Genomic DNA, 19,637 nt, shown 5'->3' on the forward strand with positions numbered 1-19,637 from the left:
TATGCCGTGCTAATCCCGTTGCAAATCTACTCGTTAGCACTGGATGATACGAAGGAGGTCTGAGACGACCCAAAACCCTTGTCTATCAAGACTAGATAGCACTCAATGACACCAGATGATACGGTAGGCCGCAAAATGAGCCATTGACGAACAGTGTCGAACATGTTCACAATAGTACCGTCGCGGTATGCTCGCGGTGTGAACCGATGAGTCCCGCGATCCGTTGCAGGTTTCGTAGCGCTTTCGATCCGTCCGGACGCACCGGACCCTTTTTTTGGGTCTTCAACTTCCGTATCATCGTTTTTCCTGCATCCGTTTGTTCCCATCCGCTCGTTTCCGTATGCTCAGGTCATCCAAGGAGACGAGGTGGGATGAACGTGGACTGGGATGTGTGCGTTGCTTCGGAATTGGAAGATGGCCCACGCGAGCGCCTGATGCGTCTCGGACCGAGCGCACTGCGCGTGGACGAGCTTTTGGCCTGCATCATGCAGTCGGGCAACGGGAAACAGAACGTGTACGAGATTGCACAGTCGCTTTGTCGACATCTGGGCGATCTCGACAGGCTTGCGGATCTCGAGGTGGCGGAATTGCTCAGCGTCCCCGGCATCGGGCCTGCCAAGGCCGTGCAGATCGCGGCGGCGGTCGAGTTGGGGCGCCGTGTGGCCCGAAAGCCGCCTGGCGAAAAACGGCAAATCCGCACCGCCGAAGACGCCGCAAAGTATGTCATGGACCGACTGAGGTATCTTAAAAAGGAACATTTTGTAACTCTTCTTTTGGACACGAAGCATCGAGTCCTCGCTGAAGATACGTCGTCCGTGGGCAGCCTGGATGCTTCTATCGTACATCCGCGCGAGATCTTTCGCCGCGCGATCCGCATCAGCGCTTCGAGCATCTTGTGCATACATAACCACCCCAGTGGCGACCCATCTCCTAGCCCTGAAGATATTGCGGTCACAAAGCGTCTCGTCGAGGCGGGACGGGTGCTCGGCATCGAGGTGCTGGACCACATCGTGATTGGCGACGGGCGATTTGTCAGTTTGCGCGCGGAAGGGTATTTGGATTCTACTTCATGAGAGGAGTCACGGTTCCATGTTTTCCGTAAGGGATATGGGTGTTGATTTGGGTACGGCGAACACGCTGGTCTACGTGAAGGGCAAAGGCATTGTGGTCCGCGAGCCTTCAGTGGTCGCCATCCGCACCGATACCGGCAGCATTGAGGCCGTAGGCGCCGAGGCGAAGCAGATGATCGGTCGCACGCCGGGCAACATCGTCGCGGTCCGCCCCATGAAGGACGGCGTGATCGCCGACTTTCAGACCACGTCGGCCATGTTGCGCCATTTCATCCGTCAGGCGATGAAGACGAAGTCGTCTTGGTCCGGGAAGCCCCGGGTGATGATCAGCGTTCCTTCCGGCATCACCGCAGTAGAGCGGCGCGCGGTCGAAGATGCGGCGCTTGAGGCGGGCGCCAAGGACGCGCAGGTCATTGAGGAGCCGATGGCTGCAGCCATCGGCGCCGGGCTGCCGGTCGGCGAACCGACCGGCTCGATGGTGGTGGATATCGGTGGCGGCACGACGGAGGTCGCAATCATCTCGCTCGGCGGCATTGTGACGTCCAAGTCCATTCGCGTGGCGGGCGACGAGATGGACGAGGCCATTATCCAGTACGTGAAGAAGACTTACAATTTGATGATTGGCGAGCGAACCGCCGAGGACCTCAAGATTCAGATTGGGGCAGCCGATGATCTCGACGAGGAACGTTCGATGGAAATTCGCGGCCGGGATCTGCTGACCGGCTTGCCTCGAAACGTGACGATCACGTCGAAAGAAATCAGCGAAGCGCTGTCCGATACGGTGCTCGCCATCGTGGACGCGGTGAAAGTGACGCTGGAGAAGTCGCCGCCGGAGTTGGCTGCCGATATTATGGACCGCGGCATCGTCCTCACGGGCGGCGGAGCGTTACTTCGCAACCTCGACAAGCGGCTGGCCCGGGAAACGGGCATGCCCGTCCTCGTCGCGGAGAACCCGCTGGATTGCGTGGCCATCGGTACGGGGAAGGCGCTGGACAATTATGACGTGTACCGCAAACGCTCGGCCGCGATGCGGCGGGCCCAAGGCCGAGCGTAAGGTGATGGAGAAGAGGGATACCCGTGTCCCGATATTTGACGAGTCGCCGGCTGTTCCTGATCCTCGGCAGCCTCATCGTCCTCATGATTATCGCGGGACTGACGTTGTCGCAGACGGGACGCCGCGCGACCTTTCCAGAGCGCGTGTTGATGGACATCCAGAGCGCCGTGTCCGGAATCGTGTATCGCCCGGTGAGCAAGCTGACGGGGTTTTTTGCCGGTCTGTCGAACCTCCGTCAAATGTACGAAGAGAATGCCGCGCTGAAACAGGAGATGGAGAATTACCAAGCCTTGCGCGCCGAACTCGCGGATGCTCAGGCCGAGAATCAGCGCTTGGAGACCATGCTCCACTTTTATCGCCGCACGGTCAACCAGCTGCATGAGATTCCGGCTGTTGTGGTGGGACGCGAGCCATCGGAGTGGAATTCGGCGCTCACCATCGACGTGGGCAGCGCGGACGGCGTGCAACCAAACATGGCCGTGGTGGCGCCGGACGGGAGTCTCGTGGGGCGCGTTGACACGGTTAGCGCGCACAGCGCCAGGGTGGTGCTCATCACCGACACAGAGCTGGGAGATGGCGTCTCGGCGCTCGTCGAGGCGAGCCACATGCAGCCCTTCGGCGTGGTCACCGGGTCCACCACAAACCCCGGTGAGCTCAACCTGGACTTCCTCGGCCAGATCATCCAATTGCCATCCTCTCAGCTCGTGGGCGATGAAGTTGTGACATCGGGGCTCGGCGACGTTTTCCCCCGGGGGCTGGTGATTGGCACCATCACGAAAGTGGTTTACGGCGCGCACAACACCGCGAAATCTGCGATTGTCCAGCCGGCAGCTCCGATGGACTTTCTACAGGACGTATTCGTGGTGCGGGAACAGGGGAGTTCACCGTGAAGGCCGCCATCGCATTCGTGACCCTGTGGGTCGGCCTGATTCTCCAGGCTACGCTGTTCGAGATTCCGCCGATGGACGCCATTCATCCGGACTTCGTGCTGGTGATTCTCGTCCTCCTCGCGCTGTTCCGTGGCGCGAATTTGGCGATGGTCTTCGGGATTGCGATTGGCCTCATCCAGGATGTCTGCTATGGCCCGTTCATCGGACTCAACGCATTCGCGTACGGGTTGACCGCCTATATCGCGGCCGCGGTCTTCAGCCAGTTCATGCAGAAGAATCTTGCTATCGCTTTCCTGACCACGATGGGTCTCAGTTTCGTGCATTCGTGGTTGACCTACGGTTTCATGCGCTTGTTTGAATTGACAAGTGACTCCATCCAGTTCGCGATGTCTGCGTCGCTCCAGGCGATGATGGTCAACGGTGTCGTTGCGCTCGCCTTGTATCCGTTGTACAGCGCGTGGTTTACCCGCCCTCGGCGGCGCCGATATGATGCTTTGCACACTACGGATTCGCCCTGAACTCGCTGATTTCGTTGATGGGAAGGAAATCGGCGATTTCAGGGCGAATATTGCCTGTTGGGCGATCGCGCCATCCTGGAGGGAACAGCCGTTGATTTTAGAGAGTGAGCCGCTGATGGATCATAGGCCGCCCGTGACGGTGAAGGGCACGCGCGAAGGTCTCACGTTCCTGTTGGACGAGCGAGCGGACGTGGAACGCGTCTGCGCGTATCTCGAGACCCTCATCACGGGTGAAACCGGGAAGCTGTTCGAAGGCCCCACTGTGGACGTCTATGTCGATTACGGCAAGCGAACCTTGACCCCCCAGGAGACCTGGCGCATTCTCGACGTGTTTCGGAAGCGAGACAACTTCCTGGTGAGGGCTTGGGGCAGCACTCCGGAGGCGCGGGACGCATCGCGCCGTTACCACGACGCGCGCGCGCAACACATCTATCACGGCTTAGTGAGATCGGGGCAACCCCTGTCTTTTGACGGGGATGTCGTCATCATCGGAGACGTGAACCCGAGCGCCGTGGTGGAGGCGACGGGCGACATCTACGTGTTCGGCCGCCTTCTGGGCATTGCGCATGCGGGCGTGGGCGGCGATGAAACGGCCATTGTCGCGGCCGCGGAGTTTGCTCCCATGCAAATCCGCATCGCGGATGTGGTCAGTCGTGCGCCTCAGATGCGCGCGACCATGGAGTACGCCTATTTGGAAGGCCGGGAGATGCGCGTAGCGGAAATGAAATACTTTCTCCCATGGCACAAGCTCCGAAAACGTTCCGGCCGTGAAGAGCGGAGGTGAAGCGAGTGGGCACCGCCATTGTGATGACATCCGGCAAAGGCGGGGTGGGCAAGACTACAACGACGGCCAATGTATCGACAGCGCTCGCCCTTCTTGGGAAAAAGGTGTGTATGGTAGACGCCGATATCGGGCTGAGGAACCTTGACGTCGTGATGGGACTGGAGAACCGGATCATCTACGACATCGTCGATGTGGCCAACGGCGACTGTCGGCTCGAACAGGCGCTCATCCGCGACAAACGATTTGAACACCTCGTCTTGCTCCCGGCCGCGCAAACGAAGGACAAGCGCGCGCTCTCTGTGGAAAAAATGGTTGAGTTGGTGAATGAACTCAAGCAGTCGTTCGATTTCGTGATGATCGACTGTCCCGCAGGCATCGAGGAAGGCTTTCGAGTGGCTGTGGCGCCGGCTGATATGGCTATCGTCGTCACGACGCCCGAACACACAGCGGTACGGGACGCAGACCGCGTGCTCGGGCTGCTGGAACGGGATAAGGTCGGGGAGCCGAGGCTTATCGTCAATCGCATCCGGCCAGACATGGTGAAACGCGGAGACATGTTGGATATCGACGAGATCGTGCAGGTCTTGGGTTGCGATTTGCTCGGCGTGATTCCAGATGACGAACGGGTCATCCGAAACAGCAACCGCGGGGAACCCGTCGTATTGGACACCGCCGTCCCGGCCGCAACGGCATATCGCAACATCGCGAGGCGAATCCTCGGCGAATCCGTGCCGCTCATGCACCTCGAGGAAAAATCGGGACTTTGGGGTCGCTTCCGCAAGTGGGTGGGCGGTCGGTAACAAGCCATGCGCATACCTGTCCTCCTCATCGCGTACAGATGTTGTAGTGAGAGGAGGACGGGTATGCCGCGAAACTTCGGAGCCTGGCCGTGGAAACGACAGGAGCCTTCAGGGGCGGACGATTCGAACGGTATGGAGGTCGGTTCCCGCCAAGCCCCCAATCGTTGGACCATGGGCGACGCGGGCGGCGAAGACTGGCCGGAGTCGCCGCTTTCCCCCTACGGGTCTGCGGACGACGACGGCGGGATTCGGCAGGTCGAGAGCGCAACTTGGCTTCGTCCTGTGCGATTGCGATCTTCGAGATCGGCGCGCGGGTTCCAGCCTCATGGGGCCAGCAACCCGAGCCAGGTGCGCCGTGCGCCTCGATTGACGTGGCAGCTCTTCGGCGCGCTGGTGCTCGTAGCCGCGGGCTACGCGCTGGAACACGATCCCCGAATTCCTTCGCCCATCGCCGCCCATGCCATCGATGCGTTCGATGCGGACTACACCTATCGCGTGCAACCTGTGCTGGATCGCCTGTTGGCGTCGCTTCGTGTCCGTCCCATTTCGCTGGGCGTGGTTCAGGCTGCGGGCATGCGGGCGCCTGTCTTCGGCCGCGTGATCCAGGGCTACGGCCCCAATCATCCGGAAGTCTGGGTGCAGGGAGACGCTGGCGATCCGGTGCAGGCAGCGGCCCCTGGTACCGTTCTCGGCGTGTATGAGACGGGTCACACGTATTTGGTGAAGATCGATCACGGCATGGACGGGATCGCGCTGTACGGCGGCTTGGGTTCCGTCGCGGTGCACCCGGACGATGTCGTCCTCGCCGGGCAGGAGATTGGGACCTTGCCGAGCCACCCCACTCATCCTGTGTTTCATTTTTCGCTCGAGAAAGACGGAAAATTTGAGAATCCACAGCGATGGATCTCCTTTGCAGGAGGAAGCGCATGACGTCTGGCCGGGCGAGGACTGTGCGCCAAGGGGTGCGGGTGAGCATTCACCCGCTCTTTGTGTTGTCGGCGTTGGCAGCCTGTGTCGCACACATGGCCCTGCAAGTGGCCATCCTGTTTCTGTGCGTCCTCCTGCATGAGTTGGGGCATGCAGCGGTGGCGCGCGCGCTGGGCTACAAAGTGGCGGTAATTCAGCTTTTGCCGTTTGGAGGCGTCGTGAAGCTCGCAAACGGCGATCTGGGGTGTGTCCCTCGCCATGAAGCGTTGGTCGCCATCGCCGGACCTGTGGTCAACCTCGGACTGGGATGGCTAGGTCTCACGCTTGCAGCGAGCGGCGTTTCGTCGTCCGAATCGTACCGCGCCTGGGTGACGCTGAATCTGTGGCTCGCTGTGTTCAATCTGCTTCCTTGCCTTCCCTTGGACGGCGGGCGGCTGTGGCGGTCGAGCCGAAGCCGCAGCGTGGGGTACGCGCGCGCGACGGAAGGAGCATATCGAATGGGCTTTGTGATCGCGGCGTTGTTGATGGTCCTCGGCGTGATCGCATTCTTTGCGGGAAGGCCGCACCTTGGCGCGCTTGTCCTAGGTCTCTTCCTCGCCGTCTCGGCGTCGCAAGGCCTGAGAGACCTGCGCGTGGACCTCGTTCGCTTTCTGGACGCCAAGCGCAGGCGGTCCGAACCGGTCGCACGTGCGCGTTCGCTCGTGGCACGGATGGACACGCCGATTCGGCATGTGGTTCGACAGTTTGCACCGGATCGCGTCCATATGGTCTACGTGCTCGACGATGAAGACCGGGTCGTCGATATCGTCGAGGAATGGGAGATTGCCGAGGCAGTGTTTGCCGGAAAGTGGGATACACCGGTGGGCGAACTGTCGAATCCTGGCGTTGTGGATGTTTCAAAGTTGTGATACAATGTTTCGAGTGCATCACTGTAACCGCATGCCGCCGGCTTTCAAAGGCTGCGCGCCTTGCAGCCTGCCGGAGCAGCGAGTCTGAGTGAAGGAGCGTTGTCGGATGTACGCGATTGTGGAGACTGGTGGGAAGCAGTACAAGGTGAGCCAGGGCGACACCCTCGTCGTGGAGAAGCTCGAGGGTGAGGTCGGATCGGAAATCGTCTTGGACAAGGTCCTTCTCGTTCAGAACGAAGGCCAGGTCCAGGTGGGCTCGCCTTATCTTCAAGGGGCGAAGGTCGTCGCGAAGGTCGTGGAACACGGCCGAGGCGAAAAGATCATCGTGTTCAAGTACAAGCCCAAGAAGAATTACCACAAAAAGCAGGGTCATCGTCAGCCGTACACCAAGATCACGGTGGAGTCCATTCAGCTCGCATGATCGAGCTGGACGTCCTCCTGCGCAGTGAAGGGCTGGAGGGCTTTCGCGTTCGCGGTCACGCGGGTTACGCGGAGGCGGGGCGCGACATCGTCTGTGCGGCCGTCAGCGTGTTGGTGTACAATTTCATCAACTCGGCGGAGCGGTTTGCGGATACGCCCCTCGAGGTGCGAGATCGAGGCGATGAATTGTCGTGTCGCTTTCCTCCGGCGCTGAATTCACGCGCAAAGTTGTTGTTCGACAGCATGCTGTTCGGGATCGAACAGGTCGCGGAGCAGTACCCGGACCATGTGCGCATTCGACACGTTCGTGCGCGCTGATCCGCATGCCACCACAGCTCCGCATGCGATAGAAGAGCGACGGAAAGGATGATCCATGATGTTGCGACTTGATTTGCAGCGTTTTGCGCACAAGAAGGGCGCTTCCTCCACGCGGAACGGCCGCGATAGCATCTCCAAGCGACTGGGTGTCAAGGAATCCGACGGCAAGGTCGTGCACGCTGGCAGCATCCTCGTGCGGCAGCGCGGCACCAAGATCCATCCCGGCCGCAACGTCGGCATTGGAAAGGACGACACGCTGTTCGCGAAAATCACAGGGCAGGTGCGCTTCGAGCGGTTTGGCAAGGGGAAGAAGCGCGTGAGCGTCTATCCTGTCGCCACCGAGGCGGAAGTCGTCGGCAAGTGACGAAAGTCTGCGGCGAGGCAGTCTGTGCGCAATAGCGCTTCAGATTGCCTCTTTTCTGTTGGAGGAGGGTGGTCCGTGTCTCATAGCTTGGAGCACGCGACCGGTCTAGAATCGTTTCGGCGGCATCGGCACGATGTGTTGAACCAGCTCCAAATCATTCGGGCGCTCATTCAGATGAATCGCGCCGATCGCGCGATAGCGGCCATGGATCGACTGGCCGAATGGTTGCAATCGCTCGGTCGCGTCCAGCAAGCGGTTGGCTCAAGCGCGGAACCCGTGGTGTGGACGCTTGCGGCATGTCCTCACGTGGTCGTGGACGATATCCTTGTCGAGGAGGCGCCTGACGGCGACACTGTTGAACAATGGATCTCGTTCTTGACCGAGCTCGAGGAGCGTCTGGCACTTGGAGGGAGATCGCTCCGGATGAAGCTCAGAGTGAGCTCGAACGCACTCTGGGTCGCGTGGGACGCTCGCGATCTTGAGGTCGCAGATTGGGAAGCACGTTATGTGAGGATTCACTTTGCAAGGGGGTGATGACGTGTTCGTCGATCACGCGGTCATTTACGTGAAAGGCGGGAACGGCGGCAACGGCATTGTGTCGTGGCGTCGTGAAAAATATGTCCCGAAAGGAGGGCCGGCGGGGGGCGACGGAGGCCGAGGCGGCGATGTGGTCCTGGTGGTGGATGAGGGGCTGCGCACGCTCATCGACTTTCGGTACCAACGCCACTTTAAGGCGAAGTCCGGCGAACCCGGAGGTCCCTCGAATCGCCACGGAGCGGATGGCGAGGATCTCGTGATCAAGGTTCCCCCAGGGACCGTTGTGCGCGATCGCGATACAGGGGAGTTTCTGGGAGACCTGGTTCGTCCGGGAGACCGGCTCGTGGTGGCGAGAGGCGGCCGCGGAGGGCGTGGGAACGCGCATTTCGCCAATTCCGTTCGCAAAGCTCCCGAAATGGCTGAGAAGGGAGAGCCTGGAGAAGAGCGCGTCATTGAACTCGAACTGCGCGTGTTGGCCGACGTCGGGCTCGTTGGATATCCCTCCGTGGGCAAATCCACGTTGCTTCGCGCGATGACGCGCGCTGAACCCAAGGTTGGTGCGTACCCGTTTACCACACTTCATCCTGAGCTCGGCGTGGTAGAACTGGGGGACGGCCGTTCGTTCGTGATGGCCGATTTGCCCGGGCTCATCGAAGGCGCACATGAGGGACGCGGACTCGGCCATCAGTTTCTGCGGCACATCGAACGAACAAGGGTGTTGGTCCACGTGATCGACATGGCAGCGGTAGACGGACGCGATCCCGTCGAAGATTACCGCATCATTGAGGACGAGCTTGCAAAATACCGGGCGGAACTTGCGGACAGGCCTCGGGTCGTGGCGGCCAACAAGATGGATTTGCCCCACGCAACTGAAAATTTGGCCCGTTTTCGGGCTGCCTATCCTGAGCTTGAGGTGTTTCCGCTATCGGGTGCTACGCACCAAGGAATTGAGCCGTTCGCCGAACGACTGTATCAGCTGGTGCAGGCCACACCGGTGCCCACGTCGGCAGAAACCTCGTCCACAGACGAAGCGGCGCGCAAAGTCTATCGCCTACCCGATGAGGAACCGCTCAAAATTCGAAAAGAAGACGGCGTATTTGTTGTTGAACATCCTGAGATAGAAAAACTTGTGAAGATGACGAACTTCGATCAGTACGATGCAGTAAAACGATTCCAGCGCATCATGCAGGCGCGCGGCGTGGACGACGCTTTGCGTGCCCACGGTGCGAAAGACGGCGATGTGATCCGCATCGGGGATATGGTGTTCGACTTTGTGGACTAATGTTTCCCTGTCCTTTCCGGAGGAACTGCGGCCATTCTTGGAGACCCACGTTCGGCAATCCCTTCCAGCGGAATGCGCTGGCCTCATTGTGATCGCGCGAGGGCGGCCGTGGGCCGTGGCGCTGCCCATTGTGGCAAGCGCCATGGGGTTCGCGGTCGAGCCGAGCGTGTGGATCGACATTCTTACGAGTCTACATCGCCACAACATCGAGATTTGGGCCACGTATCACAGTCATCCTGGAGGGCAACTGTGGCCAAGTCGTCGCGATCACGTCCTTCGCTGGACCTCAAGACGGCTTCTTCTGCTCGCGCCGTTGGGTGAACGAGTGGCCATCGCTCAGTATGAGTGGCGTGAATCCCCTCACCAGCGGTCCTCATAAGACTCCCCGTTCGATTTACAAAATCATCAGAAAGATAAATTCCAGAAAACAGGAAGGCGCGCTCGCTTCGCGAATTCTTTGGGCGAAGGGAGCGTGAGAATGCATGGAGCGATTTGCAGCGGTTCAGGTCGTCGATGCAGTTCTGAGCGCAGCGATTCGCGCATGCGCGAGCGACGTTCATCTCTATCTGATGAACGGACGTTTAGAGGTCTCGTTTCGCCTAGGCGGGAAGATGATGCCGTTTATGAGTGGAATCGCGTTCGTAGAGGAGACTGTACGTCGTCTCAAAGCGCTAGCACGTATGGACGTCACGGTCCGACACCTGCCGCAGGAAGGTAGCTTTCAATGGATAGCAGACGGGAAGATGGCACACATTCGCGCGTCTTGTGTTCCTATCTTTGGAGGAGAATCTCTCGTTTTGCGCTTCTTTCATCCGGGGCTTTCAGCGAACCTGCTGGAGGGCCTCGGTCTCTCGCAGGAATCGCTGTCCCGCATTCGCGGCTGGTTGCAACGTGATAGCGGGTTGATCGCGCTCGCAGGTCGCACGGGAGCCGGGAAAACTACCACAGCTTATGCGATGCTAGAACACTTGCTCCATCAGGGGCGAATCGTTTTTACCATTGAGGACCCTGTGGAAGTTCGAGTGCCGGGATGTCGCCAGGTCGAAATCCAAGAAAAACATGGTCTCACGTTTGATTCGGCGCTTCGAGCTATGGTTCGGCAGGATCCCGACGTCATCTTCATCGGTGAAGTCCGCGATGAGGACTCTGCGGCGGCAGCGTGTCGGGCGGCGATGACAGGGAGGCTCGTCATCGCGACGGTTCACGCGCGCAGACCGATGGGTGTGGTATCGCGGTTTCTCGACTTGGGGGTTCCGGTGTCCATCTTGGAAGAAGTCTTGAGCGGAGTTGTGTTTGTTGAGTCTGCGGGGCACGGCGGCCGTACCTATCGTGTCCTGGGCGTGGATCGGCTGTTTCATCATCAGAACGGAACTCAGGCGATATCCGGCCGAGTGCCAAGCAAATCGAGGGTGGGGAAAGGCTTTGCGTCGGCGCACTAGAATTCGTTTGCGTCGCGCGCTCGTGCGATTGGCACGCTTGCCCCGCGTGGAGCGCGAGATCGCCTTGTGGATGATGGAATTTTCGAGCATGCTCCAGGCGGGGGTCGACGTTCGTTTGGCCGCTTCGACGCTTCGTTCGAGCAGCGCGTATGTGGGCGTGGCTCTATCAGAAGCGGTCCTCGAACAAGTAGAACGCGGTCAGCCCTTGGTGCAAGCATTCGCGGAGTGGGTTCGAGAAATGGATTGGGTGAGCCTTGCCGCGGCCGAACGAGCCGGGGCATTTGCCGAGGGGATGCAGCGCGTTGCATCGCGCATGATGGAACGTGTGCGATGGCGTCGGGCGCTTGTGAAGCAATTGGCCTATCCGCTCATTCTCTTATGCGGGACGTATGGGCTCTTTGGGTTCATGATGATCGCGATTCTTCCTACGCTCCAGAAACTTGCCGCGCTGACTCCAGGAGCGGCAGCGCACCGAGGTTGGACGCCGACGACCCTCTCGGGCGCAAGTTTGTTGATCTTCACCGCAGCGCTTGTCATGGTTGCTGTTAGCCTCTTGATCAAGAACCGTTGGCCCTCCGCGCCCATCCGCCCGCCGTTTGATCGGCTCATTCGCAGAATGCGCACGGAGCGCCTAGCGGATCAACTTGCCTCGCAACTCGAGGCCGGCATTGGGGCGTGGGATGCTGTCGCGTGGATTGCCGGCCGGCGTGGCGGACTTGGTCGCCAGATGAGGGTGGTACACGACCGACTTCGGCAGGGTGCCTCGCTCTGTGAAGCCTTCGCGTCGATTGGACACGTGCTCGATCCCCTCTTTTTGACACTGGTCGAGATCGGAGAAATCACGGGCGAAGTAGCGGATCGGCTGCGAGAAGGGCAGCGTCTCATGCAATGGGATGTCGTTCATCGATTGGAGTCCATCGCACAAATCGCAGAGCCCGTTGCCGTGGCTGTGATGGGCCTCGTGGTTGGCGTGATGGTGTACAGCCTTATGGTGCCGATGTATCAAGCCATCGCGCGCCTGTCTTAGCTTCGAGGAGGTGTGATGGTATGCAACGGATTCCGCACAGGGGAGCTTCCCGCTCGGGAGGAAAAACCACAGGGTTCAGCCTGATTGAGATCATGATCGCGGTCGTGATCATTGGCATTCTGATTGTGATGATCACCCCGCAATTATTGCGGGCGTCGGGTCGAGCTCAAAACACGGCGTGCGCGGGCAATGTGCGCACAATTTCCGCAGCGTTGGCCGAATATCAATTGATCCATGGGCAATTGCCAACTGGAAATTCCGTTCAGCAAATTCAAGTACTCGTTTCTGACGGTTTGCTGTCCAACGATGCATTGTCTGGCAATTACGTCATCCAGGACTCGGACGCCAATAACATTGCCGTTACGTGCCTCTCCCCCGGAGGGATGTGACCGGATGGGGCGTGTTGGTTGCCGACCTGTTCATCGACAAGACCAGGGTGGATTTTCGCTGCTTGAGGTCATGGTGGTTCTCTCCCTTTACGCTGTTTCTGTCGTGATGCTGACGGGATCGCTGGTTTCGTTGGAACGGGGCATGGCACTTCGGGCCACGGCATCCACCTTATTGGCTCAGATGCGTGCCATGCAAAATCTGGCATCCACAAGTGACACCTTCACAGAGGTGTGGCTGGACCCTTACGACACAGGATATCGGCTTCTTCAGGGGACTCAGACGCTCGAGTCGGACGCTTTCGCGCTCGGTGTGAACTATGTGGATGGGTACCTTCAGTTGCCGGCGCACGTCATTTCGTACGACAACCTCGGCAATGCGCAGGTGGCCGGTGTCATCCGACTAACCGATGGGCACCGCGAAGACGACTTGCACCTGTATATGGGAACCGGGTGGCAGATGGGGGGATGGACTGCGTGACGCTGTGGGAGAACCTGTTTGCTGCGCTGATTCTGGTCATGCTGATTCCAGCGATTTGGCTGTCTCAGACTCACGCGTACCTGGTTTTGGAAAAGGTTGTCTCGATGCAACAGGTCGAAGCGGCAGAGGTACGCGTGATGGAGGATGTGATGCATGGTAGTTCGATTCCACAGAGTGTGCAGGAAGCCGGTCGCGTGTATGCAGTTCACTGTACACAGGTGCCGGATGCACAGGCTGCGGCATGTCAGGACCAAATGGTCACGCTGGATATCGGCGAAAGTGCCGTTCAAACAATCGTCATCCCGACATGTACACGGGGGATTTTCGCTTCTTGAAGCCATGGTTTCAATTTCCATAGCCTCACTTGTCCTTCTCACCTGTTCGATGACAGCTATCGCTGTCCTGAGAGGTGCAGGCCGCGTCAGTCAGGTTGCGGAGGATTGGGCGGTTTTGGACAGTGTGCGCCGCGTCACCTTGGCAGATGTTCATGCGTCCTCGAGCGCGAGTGCCTTTGGCGCAAGCCTCGTACTTCGGGAACTGAGTGGGGTTCTCTATACCTACTATTTGAATGCGAATCACCAACTCGTCCGTGTCAAGGCAGGAGGCGGGACGGCTGTGATTGCCACCGATGTCCGGGCCTTCACGGCCTCGCAGAAGTCTGCTTCCACGGGATGGTTACTCACCATATCTGTCCAAACGCTAGATGGTCAGAGCCTGTCGTGGGACGTTGGAAATGGGGGGTGAGGCGTCGCGATGAGGTATCACTACGCGTCCAACCAAGACTCGGGGTTTGTGATATGGTACGTTTTGGCTTGCACTTCTGGTCTAGCGCTGATCGCTGCCGCGACCATGGTGACGGGTTCGCTCGCTCTCCGTTCCGAAGCGAGAAATCTGACTTTTCTCCAGTGTCGGGCGGTTGCATTCTCGCTTGCGCGACCGGTCGAGGACGCGTTATCCCAAGGAGGACACTTGCCTGCGTTCCTCCAGGTTCGCGTGGCGAATCATCTAGCGGTTCTGACGACTTCGACATCAGGTAGGCAGGTCAGCGTTTCGATCCGAGTGACAGAGGGGACTGTCTCGGATACAATGTCCTTTGTGTACGACACGAGCGCGCGCGACGTGGTATCGTGGCAAGATAACGGCCCTCGGTCATGATGGAGTGATGAGAACCTTGCGTATCGCGTTAGTGGGATTCATGGGGTGCGGGAAGTCGACCGTGGGTCCTGTCCTTGCGCGCCGTCTTGGCGTTGACTTCGTCGATCTCGACCTTGAGATTCAGAAGATGGTCGGCAGAACCATCGCGGAGATTTTTGAGCAGGATGGCGAGCGGGCGTTCCGCTCGCTTGAATCCGCGTGTTTGGCGCGCTGCGCTCGCCAGTCTCACTTGGTGGTCGCCCCTGGAGGGGGCGTCGTTACCGTACAAGCCAACCGTCGCCTTTTGCGCAGCCATTTCCACGTCGCCTATCTCCGTGCGCGACCGGCGACTCTCGCAGAGCGTTTGCGAGGGCAGGCCGAACACCGCCCCCTGTTGCGAGGACATCCGCTCGAAGACCGGATCGCGCGCCTGATGAGAGAACGCGCGGCGTTTTACGATGAAGTCGCTTCGCAGATTGTCGACGTCGACGGGAAATCCCCTGAAGCTATCGCTGAAGAAATTTCCAGTGGCCTGAAATCGACCTGAAGGGGCGAAAGCCACGTGCAACATATCGGAGGCATCCTCCAGCATTCACACGTGTCGGCTGATCGCTACGATGCTTCGTACTTTCTACGGGAGATTCCGGAGCTTCAGCAGGCCTCGCTTGCCGAAGAGACGATTTTGCGCCACAGTGCGCTGCTTTACGAGTATTTGCGGCAGAAGAGGATCTGCGAGCGATGCACAGGGTTTGAGCGGTGTGGCAAGGCGGGTGACATGCGTGGCTTTGAGCAAGTCCTGGAAGTCAGTACGCGCGGGCTCGCGACTCGCGTTCGCCGGTGTACGCCGTTCCAGGAGTATGTGGTCAAAGAGCGCGTGCGCCGCTATGCACAGTTGGCGGGCGTAACGGAGCTTGGCGACGAGTTTCGTTTTGAGAACTTCCCCGAGGAGCAGGCGAGGAAATATCCGAAGGTGTTGAGATATGCCCAGGAATTCGCTCGTAGCTGGAGCCCGCAGGAGGCACCGCGGGCTGGGCTGTACTTGTTCGGTCCCCCGGGCGTGGGAAAGACGCATCTCATGTTCGCGGTGTTTCGCGAGCTCCAGCGGCGCGGCGTTCCGTCTCTGGTCGTTCGGTCGGATTCCCTGTTCGATCATATGCGGCACGTCATCGCGGCGGGGGAAGATCTGGAGCCGTTTCTCGAAACGCTTTCCACGGTGCCTGTTCTCGGGATCGATGAATTTGCGCAGGAGCGAGCGAACGAGTTTAGCATGGAGAAGCTGTTTCGAATCATCAATTACCGGTTTCATCACAAACTGTCGACGTGGTTTACCAGCAATTTTAGTCCTCCTGACGCGTATCGGCGCGGAGTGGATGATCTCCTTGACACAGTGGCGCCGCTGCGATCGCGCGTGATGAGCATGTGCATTCTCGTGAAAATGGACGGACCGGATGCGCGCCAGCGCAATCTCCGCACCCTGGTCTGACTCGTCAAGTGCGAGGTGGTCGTGCTTGCTGGACGCGCAGGCCGACGAGGGCCACCTGATGAATGCGACATTCGACCCGCGGCGCGCTTTTTTCGATCAGCGCAGCCTGCTTCCGATCCCTTTCTGCCAAGGCCGAGGCGCGTTCTTCCTCCGTGAGCTCATCCAACAAGCTCTCGTAGTAGGCGGACAGCTGGGCGAGGTCGCCATGGAGACGAGCCATCGCTTCCTTGGCCCAAGCGTCGTCCTGCGCGGCTACGTGATCGGTGAGCGCGCGCTGAAGAACGCGCCATGCGTCGTAGACCGTGTGGCGACAGTGGCGGAGAAGCTCCGACGCAGGGACACCGGATAGGTCCCGGTGTTGAATGCGTTCGTAAAACCGGTCGACGACTTGCAAGTTGTCCAAACATGCGGCGTAGGAGAACCATTCTTCCCGGTTGAGGTCTGCCGTGTAGGCAAAGACGCCGTTGACCATCATCCAGGGCACGAGTTCGCCTCTCGCGTCCCCCTCTCGCACGCAGGCGATCCGGCCGCGTCGAGCGGCACTGAGCAGAATTCTGTCGAACAGAGGACTGCCGAAGTCGATGCGATCGACGCGCGGCTTCACGCTCCAGGGGAACGGCGAAGGGGGCTGTTCTGCGTTCAGACGGGCCTCTTCTCGCGCCTGCGCCTCGGCATCGAATGCCAACCGCAGCACCGTCGGCTCGATCGACTGATGCGTGGCTTCCACCCACATCCAATAGAAGGGCCGCTCGATGAGTTCTTTGTCCACGTCGACCGGAAGCTCGTACTCCCGGTACATGGGACGAGCGAGGAGCGTACGAGCCCCGACGGATGTGAAGTACCGATCACAGAACGACAGCCTTTGTTCAGGGGTTCGCAGCGGCGCTTGGGTCTCGGCGTTCAACGGCGACGCGCACCTCCTTTGGGGATCATGAGATCTTCCACCTGGATGGACTTGAGTTGGGTGACGAATTCCTCGTCGTCGCGGCTTGTCATGGCCGCCTCGAAGATGCGCTTCTCCCAAAGATCCAGTCGGATATCGCTTACAATGTCATCCAGCCGTCCGATCACGGCCTCAAACATGCGCACCTTTTCCTGAAGGATTTCCATGATGTGTTCTTCGATGGTGTCCTTCGTCACGAGGTTCGCGATGTGGCACGCGTGCGTTTGGCCGAGACGATGGATGCGACCGATGCGCTGTTCAAGCCGCATTGGATTCCAGGGGAGGTCATAATTAATCATGTGGCTACAAAATTGAAGGTTAATTCCTTCTCCGCCGGATTCGGTGGCGACCAGCACGCGGATCTTCTTCGAGAACAGTTCCCGCATCCAGTCTTTCTTTCCTCGGCGGAAGCCGCCGCGAAACGGTACCGCGCTGATCCCGTGTTTCTTCAGTGTGTACATGAGGAAATCTTGGGACGCTCGGTATTCCGTAAAGATGATCATCTTTTCTGGTCCATCTTCTAGTATCTTGAGCACTGCTTCCACCTTGGCGTACGACGGGATAGAGGTTCCTTGGTCGATCAGCGCCTGCAGGCGGCGAGCGCGATCGGGATCGCGCGTCTTCTTCAACATCTTCTCCAGCGACAGAAGCGCCGCGTACGAGGAACTGCAGATCTCGCGCTGCAGCGTGATGAGCGGGAGAATGGACGTGCGGGCTGTTTGCGAACGCTCATATTCGCTCCTTAGAAACGCCTGAACGGCTTCGTAAAACGCGCGTTCCTCTGGCGTCAATTCGACAGCAACCACGCGCACGTGACGCTTGGGCAGATCGAGCAGTCCGTCCTCTCGGCGGTTTCGGATCATGACCCGGCTGATGGTCTGACGCAAGGCCGCAGGGTCTTTGGGCGTTCGGGGACTCGCGACGAACCGCTCTGCGAATTCCGCGGGATTGCCGAGCTCTCCAGGTTTGAGCAGGGTGACCAACGTGTGCAACTCCTTCAGCTGATTCTGGATGGGCGTGGCCGTCAGCAGGAGCATGTATTTGTGTTGGAGCTGATTCAGCAGTTGCCAGTTCTTCGTGCTCGGGTTTTTCAGCTTGTGCGCTTCGTCGACGATGATCATGTCCCACCATTGGGCTCGAACCCGATCGGCGTGGGGCGGCCGTTTGGCCGTGTCGATGGAGGCGACAACGACGCCCTCCGCCTCCCACGTCCATTCGTCGCGCTGGGGAATCGCGTCGATGCGAAATTTCTGGTTCAACTCCTTGGTCCACTGCGAGACAAGAGACGCTGGCACGAGGACGAGGGCCCTTCGGACAAGCCCTCGCACCAGATATTCCTTGAGAATGAGCCCTGCTTCAATCGTTTTACCGAGTCCCACCTCATCCGCAAGGATGGCCCTTCCGCGCAGATCGCGCACGACCCGGAGAGCAGTTTCCACTTGATGCGCAAGCGGTGTGAACTGCACGTGTTCGAGCGCGAGGAGTTGGTCCAAGGCGGGTGCAAGCCAAGCCTGACGCGCCAGCGCGCCGAGGCGAAAGAGTTCCCAATCGGCGTCTTGGCTTCCTCGCCCCAGGTGGAGGAGCGCCTCGAGTTCCGCTTCCACATCCAACCCACTGATGGAAAACGACCACGGGCGATCTCCGGCGTTCAAGGACTTGTTCGCGAGTTCTCGCACGTCGACCCCCTCCTCGTCTTGTTCTGCTCGCTGCAGTCATGTAGTATGTGACAGGTGATATCGATTCTTGCGCCCAAGGACGGTGGCGATATTGGAAAAGCGAACGCCGCTTTATGATCTCCACCTGCGCTTCGGGGCTCGCATGGTGGAGTTTCACGGGTGGGAGATGCCCGTGCAATACACAAGCATCCGGGACGAGCACCGCGCGGTTCGCACGGATGTCGGGATGTTTGACGTATCCCACATGGGCGAGATCGAGGTGTCCGGGCCTGATAGTTTTTCGTTCTTACAGCACCTTTTGACGAATGATCTGGCTCGACTGAGGCCAGGTCGGGCGCTGTACACGCTCATGACCGACCAACGCGGCGGTACCCTCGATGATCTGTTGGTGTATCGCCTGGAAGACAACCGCTTCTGGCTCGTCGTGAATGCCGCCAACCGGGACGCGGATGTAGCGTGGATCAGGAGCCACGTCGACGGGGCCGACGTGACGGTGACGGACCGGTCGGATGACGTGGCGCTTCTTGCCGTTCAGGGACCGCATGCAGCGAGTCGCCTCGAATCGTTGGGGCTCTCGGTCGGTTCTTTGCGTCCCTTTTCGTTTACGAGCGCTCGTTTTCAAGAAGGAGAGATCATGGTCTCACGCACAGGTTATACGGGCGAAGATGGCTTTGAGTTGTATACCGATGGTGAGACGGCTCGCAAGTTGTTTGAGGCGCTTTACTCGCTGGGCGTCACACCATGTGGTCTCGGAGCGCGTGACACCCTTCGACTGGAAGCGTGTCTGCCGCTGTATGGCCAGGAGCTTCGGCGGGACGTCACGCCTCTTGAAGCTTCGCTTGCGCCGTTTGTCAAATTCGACAAGGGCGACTTCATCGGCCGCGAAGCGCTCCTGTCGCAGGCGGAAGCGGGGCCGAGCCGGCGGCTCGTGGGGGTGGAGATGGCGGATCGCGCCATTCCTCGCACAGGTTATGCGGTATTCCGAGGGGAGCAGAGGGTTGGCGAGATTACATCCGGGACGTTGTCGCCCACGCTCGAACGCCCCATCGGGCTCGCGCTGGTGAACGCGTCCGCTGCGGTCGTCGGCGAGACGCTCGAGGTCGAGATCCGTGGAAAAAGGCATGTTGCGCGGGTGGTGCCGACTCCGTTTTATCGGCGCCCGAAGGTGAGCTCGTCATCCGCCAAGGAGGAGTGAT

General features: G+C 59.4%; 25 protein-coding genes and 1 other annotated feature. Of the genes, 23 read left to right on the forward strand and 2 right to left on the reverse strand.

Translation table 11 applies throughout. The features are described 5' to 3' along the window. The first annotated feature begins 371 nt into the window (after window positions 1-371). The 22 genes from radC (at window position 372) to zapE (ending at window position 15,822) form a co-directional block, all read left to right on the forward strand. Window positions 372-1,073: a RadC family protein gene (gene radC / locus AC27E8_RS00520; RefSeq protein WP_367305577.1), complete on the forward strand. Its 702-nt coding sequence runs from the start codon at window positions 372-374 to the stop codon at window positions 1,071-1,073. 16 nt (window positions 1,074-1,089) lie between these two features. Continuing rightward, window positions 1,090-2,124 carry a rod shape-determining protein gene (locus AC27E8_RS00525; RefSeq protein WP_008340921.1) on the forward strand — a complete coding sequence of 345 codons (1,035 nt, stop codon included), beginning with the start codon at window positions 1,090-1,092 and terminating at the stop codon, window positions 2,122-2,124. A gap of 23 nt (window positions 2,125-2,147) precedes the next feature. Then, window positions 2,148-3,014 carry a rod shape-determining protein MreC gene (gene mreC / locus AC27E8_RS00530; RefSeq protein ID WP_041695256.1) on the forward strand — a complete coding sequence of 289 codons (867 nt, stop codon included), beginning with the start codon at window positions 2,148-2,150 and terminating at the stop codon, window positions 3,012-3,014. Continuing rightward, the gene (gene mreD / locus AC27E8_RS00535) at window positions 3,011-3,532 is read left to right on the forward strand and encodes a rod shape-determining protein MreD (RefSeq protein WP_014464684.1); all 522 of its coding nucleotides are present in this window, start codon (window positions 3,011-3,013) and stop codon (window positions 3,530-3,532) included. Before mreC ends, mreD begins: the two co-directional genes overlap by 4 nt. Before the next feature lie 91 nt (window positions 3,533-3,623). Next, window positions 3,624-4,316, forward strand: coding sequence for a septum site-determining protein MinC (locus AC27E8_RS00540; RefSeq protein ID WP_041695255.1), 693 nt, complete (start codon window positions 3,624-3,626; stop codon window positions 4,314-4,316). A gap of 5 nt (window positions 4,317-4,321) precedes the next feature. Next, entirely contained in the window at window positions 4,322-5,116 is a 795-nt protein-coding gene (gene minD / locus AC27E8_RS00545; RefSeq protein WP_487097917.1) for a septum site-determining protein MinD, read from the forward strand. 63 nt (window positions 5,117-5,179) lie between these two features. Further along, complete coding sequence (locus AC27E8_RS00550) at window positions 5,180-6,046, forward strand: murein hydrolase activator EnvC family protein (RefSeq protein WP_487097915.1); 867 nt, start codon at window positions 5,180-5,182, stop codon at window positions 6,044-6,046. Beyond that, window positions 6,043-6,951, forward strand: a complete 909-nt coding sequence (locus tag AC27E8_RS00555) for a site-2 protease family protein (RefSeq protein ID WP_487097913.1) — start codon at window positions 6,043-6,045, stop codon at window positions 6,949-6,951. Before AC27E8_RS00550 ends, AC27E8_RS00555 begins: the two co-directional genes overlap by 4 nt. A gap of 15 nt (window positions 6,952-6,966) precedes the next feature. Next, window positions 6,967-7,047: a sequence feature (ribosomal protein L21 leader region), on the forward strand. Window positions 7,048-7,057: 10 nt separating this feature from the next. Beyond that, on the forward strand, window positions 7,058-7,372 hold the full coding sequence (gene rplU, locus AC27E8_RS00560) for a 50S ribosomal protein L21 (RefSeq protein ID WP_487097911.1): 315 nt from the start codon (window positions 7,058-7,060) through the stop codon (window positions 7,370-7,372). Continuing rightward, complete coding sequence (locus AC27E8_RS00565) at window positions 7,369-7,689, forward strand: ribosomal-processing cysteine protease Prp (RefSeq protein WP_487097910.1); 321 nt, start codon at window positions 7,369-7,371, stop codon at window positions 7,687-7,689. Before rplU ends, AC27E8_RS00565 begins: the two co-directional genes overlap by 4 nt. 58 nt (window positions 7,690-7,747) lie before the next feature. Next, window positions 7,748-8,053 carry a 50S ribosomal protein L27 gene (gene rpmA, locus AC27E8_RS00570; RefSeq protein WP_487097909.1) on the forward strand — a complete coding sequence of 102 codons (306 nt, stop codon included), beginning with the start codon at window positions 7,748-7,750 and terminating at the stop codon, window positions 8,051-8,053. 75 nt (window positions 8,054-8,128) lie between these two features. Next, window positions 8,129-8,587 (forward strand): Spo0B domain-containing protein, encoded by a 459-nt coding sequence (locus tag AC27E8_RS00575; protein ID WP_487097907.1) that lies wholly within the window; start codon window positions 8,129-8,131, stop codon window positions 8,585-8,587. Window positions 8,588-8,591: 4 nt separating this feature from the next. Further along, window positions 8,592-9,872 (forward strand): GTPase ObgE, encoded by a 1,281-nt coding sequence (gene obgE / locus AC27E8_RS00580; protein ID WP_487097905.1) that lies wholly within the window; start codon window positions 8,592-8,594, stop codon window positions 9,870-9,872. Between the two features lie 37 nt (window positions 9,873-9,909). Further along, complete coding sequence (locus AC27E8_RS00585) at window positions 9,910-10,251, forward strand: M67 family metallopeptidase (protein ID WP_487097903.1); 342 nt, start codon at window positions 9,910-9,912, stop codon at window positions 10,249-10,251. A gap of 103 nt (window positions 10,252-10,354) precedes the next feature. Then, a complete protein-coding gene (locus AC27E8_RS00590) occupies window positions 10,355-11,311 on the forward strand; it encodes an ATPase, T2SS/T4P/T4SS family (protein WP_487097902.1) in 957 nt (318 codons plus the stop codon). Window positions 11,312-11,357: 46 nt separating this feature from the next. Then, the gene (locus tag AC27E8_RS00595; RefSeq protein WP_487097928.1) at window positions 11,358-12,338 is read left to right on the forward strand and encodes a type II secretion system F family protein; all 981 of its coding nucleotides are present in this window, start codon (window positions 11,358-11,360) and stop codon (window positions 12,336-12,338) included. A gap of 20 nt (window positions 12,339-12,358) precedes the next feature. Beyond that, a complete protein-coding gene (locus AC27E8_RS00600; protein WP_487097901.1) occupies window positions 12,359-12,727 on the forward strand; it encodes a competence type IV pilus major pilin ComGC in 369 nt (122 codons plus the stop codon). A 4-nt stretch (window positions 12,728-12,731) separates the two neighbouring features. Next, window positions 12,732-13,205 carry a pilus assembly FimT family protein gene (locus tag AC27E8_RS00605; RefSeq protein ID WP_487097899.1) on the forward strand — a complete coding sequence of 158 codons (474 nt, stop codon included), beginning with the start codon at window positions 12,732-12,734 and terminating at the stop codon, window positions 13,203-13,205. Then, window positions 13,193-13,540, forward strand: coding sequence for a hypothetical protein (locus AC27E8_RS00610; RefSeq protein WP_487097897.1), 348 nt, complete (start codon window positions 13,193-13,195; stop codon window positions 13,538-13,540). Before AC27E8_RS00605 ends, AC27E8_RS00610 begins: the two co-directional genes overlap by 13 nt. A 4-nt stretch (window positions 13,541-13,544) precedes the next feature. Next, complete coding sequence (locus AC27E8_RS00615) at window positions 13,545-13,949, forward strand: hypothetical protein (protein WP_487111318.1); 405 nt, start codon at window positions 13,545-13,547, stop codon at window positions 13,947-13,949. A gap of 451 nt (window positions 13,950-14,400) precedes the next feature. Next, on the forward strand, window positions 14,401-14,886 hold the full coding sequence (locus AC27E8_RS00620) for a shikimate kinase (RefSeq protein WP_487111319.1): 486 nt from the start codon (window positions 14,401-14,403) through the stop codon (window positions 14,884-14,886). 15 nt (window positions 14,887-14,901) lie between these two features. After that, window positions 14,902-15,822 carry an AFG1/ZapE family ATPase gene (zapE, locus tag AC27E8_RS00625; protein WP_487097894.1) on the forward strand — a complete coding sequence of 307 codons (921 nt, stop codon included), beginning with the start codon at window positions 14,902-14,904 and terminating at the stop codon, window positions 15,820-15,822. A 4-nt stretch (window positions 15,823-15,826) separates the two neighbouring features. Here the strand turns inward: zapE and AC27E8_RS00630 are convergent, their stop codons facing one another. Together AC27E8_RS00630 and AC27E8_RS00635 are read right to left on the reverse strand one after the other, a co-directional pair. After that, window positions 15,827-16,726 carry a YqhG family protein gene (locus AC27E8_RS00630; protein ID WP_487097893.1) on the reverse strand — a complete coding sequence of 300 codons (900 nt, stop codon included), beginning with the start codon at window positions 16,724-16,726 and terminating at the stop codon, window positions 15,827-15,829. Then, window positions 16,723-18,441 carry a DEAD/DEAH box helicase gene (locus AC27E8_RS00635; protein WP_487097892.1) on the reverse strand — a complete coding sequence of 573 codons (1,719 nt, stop codon included), beginning with the start codon at window positions 18,439-18,441 and terminating at the stop codon, window positions 16,723-16,725. The genes AC27E8_RS00630 and AC27E8_RS00635 overlap by 4 nt, the downstream gene beginning before the upstream one ends. 91 nt (window positions 18,442-18,532) lie before the next feature. On the opposite strand from AC27E8_RS00635, the gene gcvT reads away from it, so the two are divergent. Then, complete coding sequence (gene gcvT / locus AC27E8_RS00640; RefSeq protein WP_487097890.1) at window positions 18,533-19,636, forward strand: glycine cleavage system aminomethyltransferase GcvT; 1,104 nt, start codon at window positions 18,533-18,535, stop codon at window positions 19,634-19,636. Window position 19,637 lies beyond the last annotated feature (1 nt).

Source organism: Alicyclobacillus sp. CIJ1 (genome assembly GCF_057538885.1).